The sequence below is a fragment of the Chitinophaga lutea genome (assembly GCF_003813775.1).
GTDB classification, from domain to species: domain Bacteria; phylum Bacteroidota; class Bacteroidia; order Chitinophagales; family Chitinophagaceae; genus Chitinophaga; species Chitinophaga lutea.
The window spans coordinates 687,344-701,476 of the sequence record NZ_RPDH01000001.1 but is presented as its reverse complement, the minus strand read 5'-3'; the positions used below and the strand labels follow the sequence as shown (position 1 = coordinate 701,476).

The window sequence follows — 14,133 nt, the reverse complement described above, 5'->3', positions numbered from 1 at the left end:
GAAGACAATGAAATACGTTCAACATATATCGAAAATATGCCTGTTTGCGGGAGTGTTGGTTTTTGCATCCTGTAAAAAGAATTTCGAAACGATCAATACTCCGCCCGTTGAGGCTACGAACGCTTCCACGCCAGAGATGTTCAACGCCGTGATCAGTTCCCTGCCGCTCGATGCCGGTGAACAATCCGTACTGCATGCCTGGATATATCCCGTCACGCAGCAGGCCATCATCACGTCAGGCTCTTATCCTTACGAAAATGCGATCAACGGCTTATGGGCCAATTATTACGGCGCCCTGGCCAACTTCCGCATGATCGAAGACCGCATCAGCAAAGAAGCCAACCCGGCTTCCATGAACAACGTGTACGCGATGCTCAAAACCGTGATGGCGTACAAGACCATCAAAATGACCAACTACTTCGGCAGCATGCCGTATAAGGAGGCCGGTTACGCCGCCATCAAAAAAGCGGCGGGCTATAAAGTGCCGTACGACAAACAGCAGGATATCTACGCGGCAGTGCTGACGGACCTGAAATGGGCGGTAGACAACCTGAGCACAGCTGCCGGCCAGTACACCGTAGGCAACTATGAGACGCTGCTGAAAAACAATATCCCCCTGTGGATCAAGTTCGCGAACAGTTTGCGTTTGCAGGTGGCCATCACCATGTACGACAAGAACACCACGCTGGCCGCCACGCACATCACGGAAGCGCTGGGCAAACCCCTGCTGGAAGGCAGCGAGAATATCGGTTTGTGGCCTTCGCAGATCCCGGGCCTGAAGTTCGAATGGCGCCAGTGGTCTTTCTCCGCCAACTGTTACCTGCGTTTCGGTTCAACGATGTGGAACCTGATGTCGAACAACACGAACAAAGACGGCAGCGGTATTTTCGACGTGCGGGCGAAAGTGTTCTTTGAAGGCAACAATGCCGGCGAATGGGTGGCCTATCCGCAGAACCCCCTCACCACCACACCGTCTGAAGGCGGCGCACCGTACGATCTGGACAAGCGCAGCAAGGTATGGGGCGATAAAGGAGCGGGCTGTATCTATTCTCCTTTCAACTTCTATTTTGAAAAGGACATGACCTCCATTCCGGAGCTGATGCTCACCGCCGCGCAGGTACACCTGCTGAAAGCGGAAGCCTATAACCGTGGCCTGGGCGTTACCGCCAACCCGGCGCTGGCAAAAGTGGAATATGATAAAGCTATTGCGGCTTCGGTGAATATGTGGAAAGGGATTGCATTCAACTCTTCCGACTGGACGGTGAACAAGCCGGCTTCCGCCACCGCTACCGCAGCGGAGCTCACAGCCATCACCACCAACCCGAAAACGGCTTACGATCTGGCCAATGCGGCCAACGCCCTGCGCCAGATCTATGCGCAATTCTGGATAGACGCGTTCCGCCAGCCCTGGGACGCCTGGACGCTGCTGCGCAGAACAGGCGGTAAAACACCCATGTCGCCAGACAATACCGCGTACTATACCAAAAACTTCGCGAGCTATACACGTTTCGTATATCCGCAGGAAGAATTCAACTTCAACTTCGAAAACTGGAGGGCGGAAACGAACTCTAACGACGTGTCGTCTACCAAACTCTGGATCATGCCATAACTGTCAGGAGCAACGACCGTGTTTTTTACAAACGGAACGGCAGGCGGATTCGCCTGCCGTTCCGCATTTTATACCGGGCGGTTCTATCGTTTGATGAGGTCAATGTCTTCCGGCCCGTAAGCCGGCCAGGCGCCTGTTTTAGAGGCCACCAGGGCACCGAGCGCTGATGCGAAAGCCAGTGTTTCGGCCGGCGGCGATTGCCGCAGCACACCGGAAAGATAGGCTGCGAGGAACGCGTCGCCGCTGCCCACGGTATCTGCTACCTGTACTTTATAGCCGGGATGTTGGTGCAGGGTGTTGTTGCTGTACACCGCCGCGCCATCGCCGCCCATGGTAACGATAACAGTGGATAAACCGAACCGTTGCTGCAGCAGGGTGATCTTATCCGCCAGCGTAGCGGCGTTGCCATACCAGCTGCTCACCAGCTCCAGTTCGGAAAGGTTCATCTTGAGAATGTCGGCTTTTTGCAGCAGCGCTTCCAGGGTGGCACGGGTATAGTGGGGCGGGCGCAGGTTGATGTCGAGCACCTTCACGGCCGGCGTATCGAGCAGGCGGAAGAGCGTGGCCTGCGAATCGGGGTGGCGGGCGGCGAGGCTGCCGAAAATGAAATAACCGGCCTGCCGCACCTGTTGCGCCAGCTCCGTGCTGTAAGCGATGTGATCCCAGGCGGAAGGGATCACGATGTCGTAATGCATTTCATGATTTTCGCCGGGCTGTGCCAGTACGATGCCGGTGGGTGTCTGTTCGTCTTTTTGAATGCCGGCGGCGTTGATGCCGTGCTGTTCCACGATGCGGATCAGTTCCTGCCCGCGCTCATCGGCGCCCACACGGGTGATCAGCGAAGGCTGCATGCCCAGTTGTTTAAGATGGTACGCCACGTTCATGGGCGCGCCGCCGGGCAAAGCACCGGTGGGCAATACATCCCAGAGCAGTTCGCCGAAACATACGATCGATGGTGTTGTTTGCATGTGCGTTACGTGTTAACGGGTTTTAATTGTACCCGCGTTGCGGGCTTTCCGTTGCGCGAAGTATAAAGATGACGGCTCCAGGCCGGGCTGGTTTTGTCCTTCCCATTCCGCATCGGGCCTGCCTTTCAGGCGGCCGGTCACTTTTTCGCCCTGCAGGCCGATGCAATAGTTTTTACCGGAAGCCCACGGGTTTTGTACGGCGGCTTTTTTGACGGTGCAGTTCCATACCACCTGCGTAACACCGGCCCAGCCGTGGCCGCTGCCCCAGTTGCCCCGGTCCTGGATGTTGATGTCGCCGTCGGTAACGATGTTATCATACAGTGTGCCGCTGGCCCAGCGGTGATGGGGGCCGATGTCTGCATGCGTGCGTTTGGCGGTGCAGTTCACGAACACATTCGGGCCGCAGGTGATCGCGCCGGTCACATAATCGTGGCGGCCGTCGGTGGCGTGGCAATCCATGAAGAGATTCAGCTGGCCGGAGTTATTGAACGAATAACGGCGGCTGCCGGTGATGATGGATTTATGTTCGAAGCAGTGGCTTTCCGTAACGGTGATGTTGCGGGCATGGCGTTTCAGGTTCACACAGCTGTAACCGAAGTACCTGGCGGTCACGCCTTTCACCCAGCCGTGCTCTGCTTTATCGAAGGCAACGGCATCCCAGGCATGGTTTTCGGCGGTGTCGGAATCGAACGTCGATTCGCAGGTGAGGTCTTCCACACCCACCTGCCGGATACGGCCGTCGAAGGTATATTTGTACAGCTCGCCGCCGCCGTACTTCGTTTCCATCGGCATCACCACGGGATTATCGAGCGTTACGCGATTGCCCTGCACGGCAACCACCGTGCGCTCGTACCGCAGATCGTATTCTTTGGGTTGCCACTGGCGCGTGCCGCCGCGGCTTTCGATCTGGTCCATTTTGATATCGGTGATCCATTGCTGCGTGCCGGGCCTGAAAAGGATAACGGCATCGCCGGGTTTGAAGCCGCGGGCATTGCTGACGTTAAACGATGTGGCGCCGGTTGGGATATATTCATCCGTGATTTTTACGCGTGTGCCGGGTATTTCCGCGATCTGGCCTTCACCGTAAATATCGATGAGTGACACCTGTTTTTTGGAAGCGGCCACCAGTACCGTACCTTCTTCACCGCGCAGCACCACGCCGCCGGCCGTAATATGGATACGGTCGGGAATCGTGTAGCGGCCCTTCTTTAACAGCAGCGCGCCGCGGAAACCGTTTTTATCGGGCGTTCTTTTCGATACTTCATCGATCGCCGACTGGATCAGTTCCTGGTCGTTGTCCGTGCCGGTGGGAGCGATGGTTTTTACCACCGCCACTTCAGGCAGCGGCCGGTCGCCGAAATAATAGCCCACCCGGCTGAAATCGGGAATGGTATTGCCTTGTGCGTCGGGGATATATCGGATGTGGCCTTCTTTGTTCTGCTGCACGAATTTGCTTTGCCAGCCGGCCGGCGCCGGTTTGAAATAAATGAAACAACCGATGCCGAGCAGGAGTGCGGGAAGGGCGAATTGTCTGAATTTCATAACGTGTGTAATTTGTCGCCGGTAATTTTACATAATATTCAGAATATTTTCTCATATATTGTCGCCCGTCATTTTCCACGTTTGCAGCAACATTTTTACCTCAGCACTTAAATCCGAACTGATGAAACTGTTACAAGTATTAACTGTTGCCTGCCTGCATGTTATCCCTTTATCCGCCGTCGCGCAGGTGCCGCTGCCGGAGCAGCACGACCGATGGGGCATCCGGGGGAACAGCATCCGGTGGAATGTGGATGGCCGCCTGCCGCACACCGATCATCTTGAAATGAGCGGCGAAAAAGTATCCCTGTGGGTGCAGTACGGGCTCGACAGCACCGGCAAATCCACCGTATTCCGCACCGTGGTGTTCCCGACGTTCCGCATGCTGCCGGACAATACCCGTTCGCATATCAGCTATTCGTTTACCGACGCAGACCTGCCGCGGTTGTATGTCAACAACCGCCTCATGAGCCTCGAGCGTGTGAAGAACGGCCCCGGCCGGAATGGCGAACTGTCGTACAATATCAGGTCCTTCTCCATCAACGGTACCCTCGAAATGGATGGTGCCTCCGGTACGCCCGCCGTGGTAGCCGTTACCCGCCGACTGTTCCCTTCCGCGGATAAACCGCTGGTGGTGGAGATGTTCTCGTTCAAAAACCTCACCGACCAGCCAGTGACCGTGTTCATGGAATATCTCCGCAAAGAGGTAAGGACCGATGCCAGCCGTAGCAAAGGCGCGCAGCATTCGGTGATCATGGGCACGGTGAACGACGGCACGCACACACTGCAGCCGGGCGCTACGGCCGATTTCTCCGTCTTTTATACCGCTACCGATACGCCTGCTTCCCTGCAACTGCCCGATCCCCGTGCGGAGCAACAGCAACGGCTGGCGCGCGTGGGAGAGATCGGGGACAGGCTGCAGCTCGAAACACCTGATTCCGTTCTCAACGCCGCTTTCCAGTTCGCCAAACTGCGCGCTACCGAAAGCATTTATAAAACCAAAGGCGGCTACATGCACGGTCCCGGCGGGCTGGCGTATTACGCCGCCATCTGGGCCAACGATCAGGCCGAGTATGTCAATCCTTTTTTTGCATTTTCCGGCGATCCGATCGGCAACCTTTCCGCCATGAACGCCTACCGTCATTTCGCGCGTTTCATGAACCCGGCGTATAAACCCATTCCCAGTTCGATTGTGGCCGAGGGCGACGCTACCTGGCACGGGGCCAAAGACCGCGGCGATCAGGCGATGATCGCTTACGGCGCATCGCGGTATGCCATGACGCACGGCAACCTGGATTCCGCGAAAGTGCTCTGGCCGCTCATCGAATGGTGCCTCGAATACAGCCGCCGCAAGATCAACGACCAGGGCGTGGTGCTGTCTGACAGCGATGAACTGGAAAACCGTTTCTCCGCGGGGAAAGCGAATCTCTCCACCAACATCCTCTATTACGACGCACTGCGCTCCGCCGCCATGCTGGGCCGCGAGCTGGGTGTGCCGGCCGCGCAGACCAATGGTTATACCAGGCAGGCCGCCACGCTCCGCGGCAACATCGAAAAATATTTCGGCGCCACGGTAGAAGGTTTCAACACGTACCGCTATCACGAAAACCTCGACGTGCTGCGCGCATGGATCTGCCTGCCGCTCACCGTGGGTATCCTGGACCGGAAAGAAGGCACCATCAACGCCTTGTTTTCCCCGCGCTTATGGACGGCCGACGGGCTGGCCACCGAAGCCGGCAAAGGCACTTTCTGGGACCGTTCCACCCTGTACGCCTTGCGCGGCGTATTGCAGGCCGGTGAAACGGAAAAGGCGATGGACTTCATCCGTTACTATTCCCGCCGCCGCCTGCTGGGCGAGCACGTGCCTTACCCGGTAGAAGCCTACCCCGAGGGCAACCAGCGCCATTTATCGGCCGAAAGCGGGCTCTATTGCAGGATATTCACGGAAGGCCTATTCGGCATCCGCCCCGCCGGCCTGCGCAGCTTCGAATGCACGCCGCGCCTGCCCAAAGGCTGGGACCGGATGGCCCTGCGCAACATCAGCGCCTTCGGCCACGGTTTCGATCTCGAAGTGGCGAGAGCTGCCGGGGGGAAACTGGCCGTCACGGTGCGGGAGAACGGTAAGCCTGTCAACAGGTACACCATCAAAGACGGCGCCACGCAGGTGGTAAAGCTGTAGCCATGGCAGCTGCCTTTAGCCTGCGAGACTTATCCCGGGCTAAAGGTTGAATTATCCCCGGGTCAACCCGGTTTGAAGGGGCAAATATGCCAATCCGAGGGGTTGGATGCGCCAGTAATTCAGGGTACTTTAGCATTATGAAACACATCTCCGTTCTTGTCCCCGAAGGCGGTTCCCTCGCCAGCATCGAATGCCCCCGTTTTGTATTCGCCGAAGTGAACAAATTCCTCGAGCGGCAGGGAAAACCCGCCATGTTCCACATTGAGCTGCTGGGCCTCGGCGATACCGTGGTGCTCAATGGCGGCATGTACACGGTGCAGACCAAACCCCTGGCGGATGTCGGGAAAACCGACCTGGTGGTGGTGCCCGCGCTCAATGAGGATATGGAAAAGAACCTGGAGGCCAACCAGGGTTTCCAGGAATGGATCATCCGGCAATACCAGGCCGGCGCCGAAGTGGCGAGCCTGTGTGTAGGCGCCTTCCTGCTGGCGTCTACAGGTTTGCTGATCGGGAGGAAGTGCGCCACCCACTGGATGGGCGCCAACAACTTCAGGAGAATGTTCCCGGATGTCAATCTCGTGGAAGACAAGATCATCACCGACGAATCCGGCATCTATTCCAGCGGCGGCGGCCTGTCGTTCATGAACCTCATCATTTATATCGTGGAGAAATACGCGGGCCGGGAAGCCGCCGTGTTCTGCGCCAAGTTTTTCCAGATCGATTTCGACCGCGCCAGCCAGTCGCCTTTCATTATTTTCCAGGGACAGAAAGGCCACGAAGACGAAGGCATCAAAAGGGCGCAGGAATTCATAGAACTGAACTTCAAAGACAAGATATCGGTGGAGCGCCTGTCTGACCTGCTGGCCCTCAGCCGCAGAAGCCTCGAAAGAAGATTCAAGAAAGCGACAAGCAATACCGTATCGGAATACATCCAGCGGGTGAAAATCGAAGCAGCCAAAAAACAGCTGGAAATAAGCGCCAAGAACATTTCGGAAGTGATGTACGAAGTGGGATATACCGACCAGAAAGCTTTCCGGGCGTCATTTAAAACCATCACGGGTTTGTCGCCCATCGAATACCGGAACAAATACAATAAAAATGCGGCAGTAGAGGCGTAAGCGCTGAAGCCGCCGCCACTACCGTATACGACTGCAGAAAAGCGGCGAAGGAAGTGTCCGTCATGACCAATTTTGTACAGGAAAAGGGCCGGCGCGATCGGGCGCGGGCCCTTATTGTTTACGTACCCGCTTGGATTATCGATCCTGTTTTATTAATTTTCATACCTGTCCACAGGTTTATGGAAAACGAGCTGTTTATAAAAATCACACAAGGAGATGAGCATGCTTTTGAAACGGTGTTCCGTACGCATTTCAAAAGCATGTGTTTCTATGCGGGATTGCTGGGCCTGCCGCCGGAGGAGGCCACCGAGGTGACGCAGCTGACGTTTATCCGTTTCTGGGAACGGCGGCTCGAACTGGACCCTGCCGGCGGGCGGCTGGATGCTTACCTCTATACGGCGCTTCGCAACAACAGCCTCGACCAGCTCAGGAAACTCAAAAGGCACGGCAGGGCGGAGGTGTTGCCCGAAGGCATGGCGTCCGCCAATCCGGACTGGCTGGCTTACAAAGAGCTCGAAAAACGTTTCCGCGAGGTGCTTGATACCCTGCCGCAGCAGATGAAACAGATCTTTACGCTCAGCCGCCTCGAAGGGATGAAGTACAAGGAAATATCCGCCGCCATGAACATTTCGGTAAAAACGGTGGAAACACAAATGACGCGTGCTCTAAAACGGCTCCGCACAGACCTGAAAGATTACCTGCCTTTCCTGTTGTTCCTGTTCCTGCCGGAATAAATTTTTTCAGCGCTTGTAAGGGTATTCCCTTTTTTCAACATTATTATAGTATGCACGAGTTGCCGGACGACATACCGCTGATGCGCCACATGCTGGGAGAACCGGATGAACGGATAGACCTGGCGTTGACCTGCGACGGAAAGTTCCGGCAGCATTATGAGGCGTTGCAGGCCCAATGGAAGGCATCCGGCCTGCTCGATACGGTGGCAGCGGTGGATGTGGACCGGCAATGGGAGGCGTTCAAACGCCGCCGGCAGAAACGCACGGTGCCGTTGCTCCTCAAAATAGCCGCCGCGGTGGTTGGCGCGGCCATCCTCACGGCATTGCTGTGGCGGCAGCCGGAAAGGCATGAGCTGGTGCATCATTCGATGCCGCACGGAGAGCAGGGACAGGTGGTGCTGCCCGACAGTACGAAGGTGTGGCTGAACGCCGGTTCGGAACTTACATACGACGCCCGGAAACGGGAAGCCGTTTTACAGGGCGAGGCATATTTCGAAGTGCAGGCCGACCCGCAGCATCCCTTTTACGTGCAGGCGGGGGCCGTACGCGTGGAAGTGCTCGGCACCCGGTTCAACCTGATGGCCTATGCCGGCGACTCGCTCGTGAGCACATCCCTGCTGCAGGGAAGCGTGCGGCTGCACAGCGGCCGCGATACCGTGCTCATCCGGCCGGGAGAAAAAACGGTCTGGCACGGACAGCAACAGAAATTCAGTACAACGGATACGGGAACGGAAACGGATACACGCTGGAAAGACGGAGAGCTGGTATTCAGGAAAGAACCGCTGGAAAGGGCTTTCGCGAGGCTCGAACGGTGGTTCGGTACAACGGTGGTGTACGACAGGGACAGTTTTGCCGGTCACCAGATCACGGCGAGGCTGGAGAAAGGGGAGACGCTCGACAAAACACTGCTGTTGCTGCAGGAAATCCTGCCCATGCATTATTCCGTCAACAACAACGTCGTATACATACGGCACAAGTAGCATCATTTTTCAGCCAAATTTTATCATCGCTTAATTCAGACATGTTATGGCTTTTTTTGCAACCTGCTGTGCGCGCCTGCGCCGCAGCCTGAGAATGTTATGCCTTGCAGCGATTCTTTTGCAGGGCGCGCTCCCGGCCTTTGCGCTGAAAGCGCCGCAGCCCCTGCTGCTGACGTTCTCTCTCAAAGAGCAGCCCATCACCGCGCTGCTGGAAACCATCGAAAAAGTGAGCCGGTTCAAAGTGGTGTACGATCACAACCATGCAGACCTGCAAAAGAAAATTTCCCTCACCGCCAAAGAGCAGCCGCTGGAAGATGTGCTGAAAAACGCCTTCCGCAATACCCGGCTCAGATACAAGATCATCGACAATTACATCGTGATCACAGCGGAAGCGCCCGCGCCCGATCTGCCCGTGCAGGCGGTAACAGTCGCGCTGCCGCAGCAGGATAAAACCGTGACCGGCACCGTGAAAGGAAAGAACGGCGAAGCGCTGCCCGGCGTGAGCGTATCTGTGAAAGGCACCGCCAGCGGTACGCAGACGGATGCCGGGGGAAAGTTCCGCCTCGCCATACCGGAAGGGGACGTCGTGCTGCATTTTACCTTCATGGGTTTTTTGCCGCAGGATGTGCCCGTTTCGGGTGCGGTGATGAACATCGTGCTGGAGGAAGATGTAAAGGCGCTGGAAGAAGTGGTGGTTGTGGGATACGGCACGCAGCGGCGTAAAGAACTTACCGGGGCCGTGGCTTCGGTGAAGTCGGCCGATCTCGCCAAACTGCCTACCACCAGCGTTACAGCGGGCTTACAGGGCAAGGTGCCCGGCGTGTATGTATCGCAGGTGTCCGGTGCGCCGGGCGCGCAGGCTTCCGTACGCATCCGCGGCATCGGCACCACCGGCGGCAACCAGCCGCTGTATGTGGTGGATGGTTTTCCCATCAACACCGGTGCGCTTAACATCGGGGGCAGCGCCGACCGCATCGACGGTTTGTCGATCGTCAATCCGAACGACATCGAATCGGTGGAAGTGCTCAAAGACGCCGCCGCTGCCGCCATCTACGGCGCACGCGCGGCCAACGGCGTTATCCTCATCACCACCAAACGCGGCAAGGAAGGCGTAACCCGCGTGAACCTCGCGCTTTCCGGCGGAGTGCAGCAGCTTTGGAAAAAACCGGAATACCTCAATGCACAGGAGTTCGCCACGCTGGCCAACGAAATACATAAAAACTCCGGCATCACCCCGAACCCCGAATGGGCCGAACCGGAAAAACTGGGTAAGGGGACAGACTGGATAGACCTCATTTTCCGGAACGCCGCCCTCCAGGAATACAACATCGGCGTAACCGGCGGTAACAGCAAACTGCAAAGCGCCTTTTCCGCCGGCTACCTCAAACAGGAAGGCACCATGATCGGCACCTGGTACGAGCGTTATACCGCCCGCGCCAATATGGACTATAAAGTCAATGAGCGGCTGCGGTTCGGGGGCACCTTCTCGTTCTCTTACTCACAGGCCAAAGCCAATACCAACAACGAATTCAGGCTGGGTATCTTTAACCTCGCCAAAATGATGTACCCCACCCTCGGGCAGGACGCGGTTATCCAGGGTAAACCGGAATACTATACCACCCAGGGTGATAACCCGCTGCTCCGCGCACAGTCGATGGACCAGCGGATGCGCGATTTCCGTACGCTGTTGTCAGGCTACGGCGAATGGGAGATTATCAGCGGCCTCAAATGGAAAACCAGCGTGGGCGCCGATGTGTCCAACAACCGCAACCGCTCCTGGCTCGATAAATTCGAGCGCGGCTTTGCACGCAACCTCTCCGCCACGCTCAATGAAACGTATTCGCAGAACTATACCTGGCTGATCGAAAACACGCTCAGCTATGCGCGTTCCTTCTCCGGCCACCAGCTCAACGTGGTGCTGGGACAGTCGGCGCAGAAAAACAATTCCTCCTGGATTTCCGCCACCGGCATCGATTACCTGAACGATCAGCTGCAGGTGATCAACGGCAGCAAGGAAGACCTCCGCAAAGCGGGCGGCACGGAAGGGCAGTATGCGCTGGCGTCGTACTTCGGCCGGGTGAACTATGATTATAAAGGGAAATACCTGCTGTCGGCGAGCCTTCGCCGCGACGGTTCCTCCAACTTCGGCCCGAAAAACAAATGGGGCATGTTCCCCTCCGTGTCCGCCGGCTGGAACGTGGTGGAAGAGCCGTTCCTCCAGGATGTGCGCGCCATCGACATGCTGAAGCTGCGCGCTTCGTGGGGCCAGCTGGGGAACGACGCCATCGGCGCGTACAACTACATGAGCACCTTCCGGCTCGGCAATGCGCTCGACAACTATGTGCTCGGCACCGGGCAGGACCTGGTGGTGGGCGCCAGCATGCTGCGCCCCGGTAACCCCGATCTGAAATGGGAAGCCAGCGAGCAGGTGAACATCGGCATCGACGCCGCTTTTTTCAAAGGTAACGTGTATGTAACCGCGGATTATTACATCAAGAACACGCGCAACATGCTCGTGAGTCCCCCGGTGTCTATCGAAGCGGGTTTTCAGAATGCGCCTTTCATCAACGCCGGCATCGTTACCAACCGTGGCCTGGAATTGCTGGTGGGTTACCGCAACAAGGTCGGTGAATTTTCATTCGACGTGAACGCCAACATCGCCACGCTCAAAAACAAGGTGGTGAGCCTCGGGGTAGGGCAGCCCATTACCGGCGCTTCCCTCTCCGGGTATTTCGACCTGCGCGGTACGTACACCGAGGTAGGCAAACCCATCGGGTATTACCGCGGGTATGAAACCGGCGGTATTTACCAGACGAAAGAAGAGGTGAACAAAACCCTCCAGCCGAACGCCACCGCAGGGGATTTCCGGTTTGTTGACCAGAACGGCGACAATAAATTGTCGGACATCGATAAGATATACCTCGGCAAACCCTGGCCCGACCTGACGTACGGCCTGAACGTGAACCTGGGCTGGAAGGGATTCGACCTCAACCTGTTTTTGCAGGGCATGACCGGTTTCCAGATTTACAACATCAGCAAAATGACCGGCTACGCCATCAAATACTTCGGCGGCTCCGGCCTGATGAACGGCACCAAAGGCGCGCTCAACCGCTGGACGCCCGGCAGCAACCGCAACGACGTGCCCCGCCTGGCGTATACCGACGTGAACGGCAACTATTTCAACAGCTCCAGCTTTTATGTGGAAGACGGCGACTTTATGCGCGTGCGGAACCTGCAGCTGGGTTACAACCTGCCGCAGTCGCTGCTGCACCGCGTGAAGCCGCTGCAAAGCGTGCGGGTGTACGTGGCTGCGCAGAACCTGTTCACCTTCACCAGATACAGCGGCTTTGATCCCGAGATCGGCGATACCTCGCCGCTGGCCAGCGGCATCGACGACGGGGTGTATCCCCAGCCGCGCACTTTCAGGGCCGGCCTCAACATCGGTTTTTAATCTTTAAAATGTTCGCATTATGATACGCTTTTCAATGACGATGGTCCGCATGCTGTGTATCACCCTGCTGCTGACCGGTTGCACCAAGGATTTTCTGACACTTCAGCCCCGCGATACCCTTACCTCCGATAACTTCTTTAAAACGGAAAACGATGCACAGGCCGCGCTGATTGGTGTGTACAACATACTGGAAAGGGAAACCGGTTTCGCCAACGTGCGCGACGCGGCGGATATCGAATGGTCGATCAGCGGCGATATGGAAGAAGAAGACGGCAGCGCCAACAGGGTGGAGCTGCAAACGCTCAACTTCCCCGCCAGCAACACCATTCTCCGCGACGTGTACGAAACGGCTTACCTCGGCATCGGCCGCGCCAACATCGTGATTGCGCGCGTGCCCAAGATGACCATCCCCGAGAATGTCCGCAATGTGATTGTTGCACAGGCCAAATTTCTGCGCGGCATTTTTTATTACCGCCTCGTGAATTACTGGGGCGGCGTGCCGATCGTGCTGGAAGAACTCGATGCCAGCTCCGACCTGGAAATTCCCCGTGCTACGGCGGAGGAAGTATGGGCGCAGGTAGACAAAGACCTGCTCGAAGCCACGGCTTACCTGCCGCTGGAGTGGGACGCCAAAAACAAAGGCCGCATCACCCGCGCCGCCGCCTGGGGATTCCTCGCCAAGGCAGCCTTGTGGCGCTCCAAATGGGATGTGGCCATCCGGTTCAGCGACAGCATCCTCAAAATGCCGCAGCATCATTTGCTGCCCGTGTTCAGGGACGTGTTCCGCGAAAAGAACGAGAACAACGCGGAAGTGATTTTCAGTACGCAGTTCCGCCCTGACCGCAGCTCGCAGGGTAACAACCTCGTGAAAAGGACCGCCCCCCGCGGCGCGCCTTCCCAATACGTGGGCGACGGATCGTGGAGCAACTTCGTGCCGCAGAAACACTGGGTGAATGCGTATGAAAAGGATGCCAACGGGAAGATCAAAGACAAACGTTACTGGCAAACGATCATCGGGCCGGGCGAGCAGCACCAGGACAATGGCTTCGTGATGCCCGTGCCCGTACCGGCCGGTTATTCCAGCACCGGGTACATCATGACCAAATATTGGGAATTCCCGCCGAAAGACAATCTGCCCAATGCGGGCATCAACCCGCCCGGCCTTCGTTATGCCGAAGTGCTGCTGAACTACGCCGAAGCGCTCAACGAAAGCGCGCGCACGTCCGAAGCGCTGCAGCAGGTGAACAGGATTCGGGTACGTGCGGGGCTCGACGAACTGCCGCTCACGCTCGACAAAAACGCCACCCTCGACGCGATTTTTTATGAGCGGCGTATGGAATTCATCTGGGAGCCCGCCGGCGCGTTTTCCGATCTCAACAGGCGCGGGCGCTTCCTCGACTTTATTAAAAAGAACCGGAAAGATATCGCCACACTCGAAATAGAAAAGAAACCGTGGCTGACCGCCAACCCCATCCTGCTGCCCATTCCGCGCGCAGCCTGGGAGCGGAACAAAAAACTGACGCAGAACCCGCATTATACGTTCTGATCGTAACCC

General features: G+C 57.0%; 9 protein-coding genes. 7 read left to right on the top strand and 2 right to left on the bottom strand.

The genetic code is table 11. The annotated features are described in order from the left end of the window. Positions 1-7 precede the first annotated feature (7 nt). Complete coding sequence (locus EGT74_RS02730) at positions 8-1,609, top strand: SusD/RagB family nutrient-binding outer membrane lipoprotein (protein ID WP_123845002.1); 1,602 nt, start codon at positions 8-10, stop codon at positions 1,607-1,609. 83 nt (positions 1,610-1,692) lie between these two features. Here EGT74_RS02730 and EGT74_RS02725 read toward each other — a convergent pair whose 3' ends face one another. Together EGT74_RS02725 and EGT74_RS02720 are read right to left on the bottom strand one after the other, a co-directional pair. Then, complete coding sequence (locus EGT74_RS02725) at positions 1,693-2,577, bottom strand: carbohydrate kinase family protein (RefSeq protein ID WP_123845001.1); 885 nt, start codon at positions 2,575-2,577, stop codon at positions 1,693-1,695. A gap of 12 nt (positions 2,578-2,589) precedes the next feature. Then, positions 2,590-4,119, bottom strand: coding sequence for a hypothetical protein (locus tag EGT74_RS02720; protein ID WP_123845000.1), 1,530 nt, complete (start codon positions 4,117-4,119; stop codon positions 2,590-2,592). A 121-nt stretch (positions 4,120-4,240) separates the two neighbouring features. Between EGT74_RS02720 and EGT74_RS02715 the strand changes: the two genes are divergently transcribed. From EGT74_RS02715 to EGT74_RS02690, 6 genes are all read left to right on the top strand, one after another. Continuing rightward, positions 4,241-6,295 (top strand): glucosidase family protein, encoded by a 2,055-nt coding sequence (locus EGT74_RS02715; protein ID WP_123844999.1) that lies wholly within the window; start codon positions 4,241-4,243, stop codon positions 6,293-6,295. Between the two features lie 137 nt (positions 6,296-6,432). Beyond that, positions 6,433-7,413, top strand: coding sequence for a GlxA family transcriptional regulator (locus EGT74_RS02710; RefSeq protein WP_123844998.1), 981 nt, complete (start codon positions 6,433-6,435; stop codon positions 7,411-7,413). A gap of 179 nt (positions 7,414-7,592) precedes the next feature. After that, positions 7,593-8,147 (top strand): RNA polymerase sigma-70 factor, encoded by a 555-nt coding sequence (locus EGT74_RS02705; RefSeq protein ID WP_158617971.1) that lies wholly within the window; start codon positions 7,593-7,595, stop codon positions 8,145-8,147. Between the two features lie 50 nt (positions 8,148-8,197). After that, entirely contained in the window at positions 8,198-9,127 is a 930-nt protein-coding gene (locus EGT74_RS02700; protein ID WP_123844996.1) for a FecR family protein, read from the top strand. A 46-nt stretch (positions 9,128-9,173) separates the two neighbouring features. Continuing rightward, positions 9,174-12,578: a TonB-dependent receptor gene (locus EGT74_RS02695; RefSeq protein WP_123844995.1), complete on the top strand. Its 3,405-nt coding sequence runs from the start codon at positions 9,174-9,176 to the stop codon at positions 12,576-12,578. A 19-nt stretch (positions 12,579-12,597) separates the two neighbouring features. Then, a complete protein-coding gene (locus EGT74_RS02690; protein WP_123844994.1) occupies positions 12,598-14,124 on the top strand; it encodes a RagB/SusD family nutrient uptake outer membrane protein in 1,527 nt (508 codons plus the stop codon). Positions 14,125-14,133: the final 9 nt, after the last annotated feature.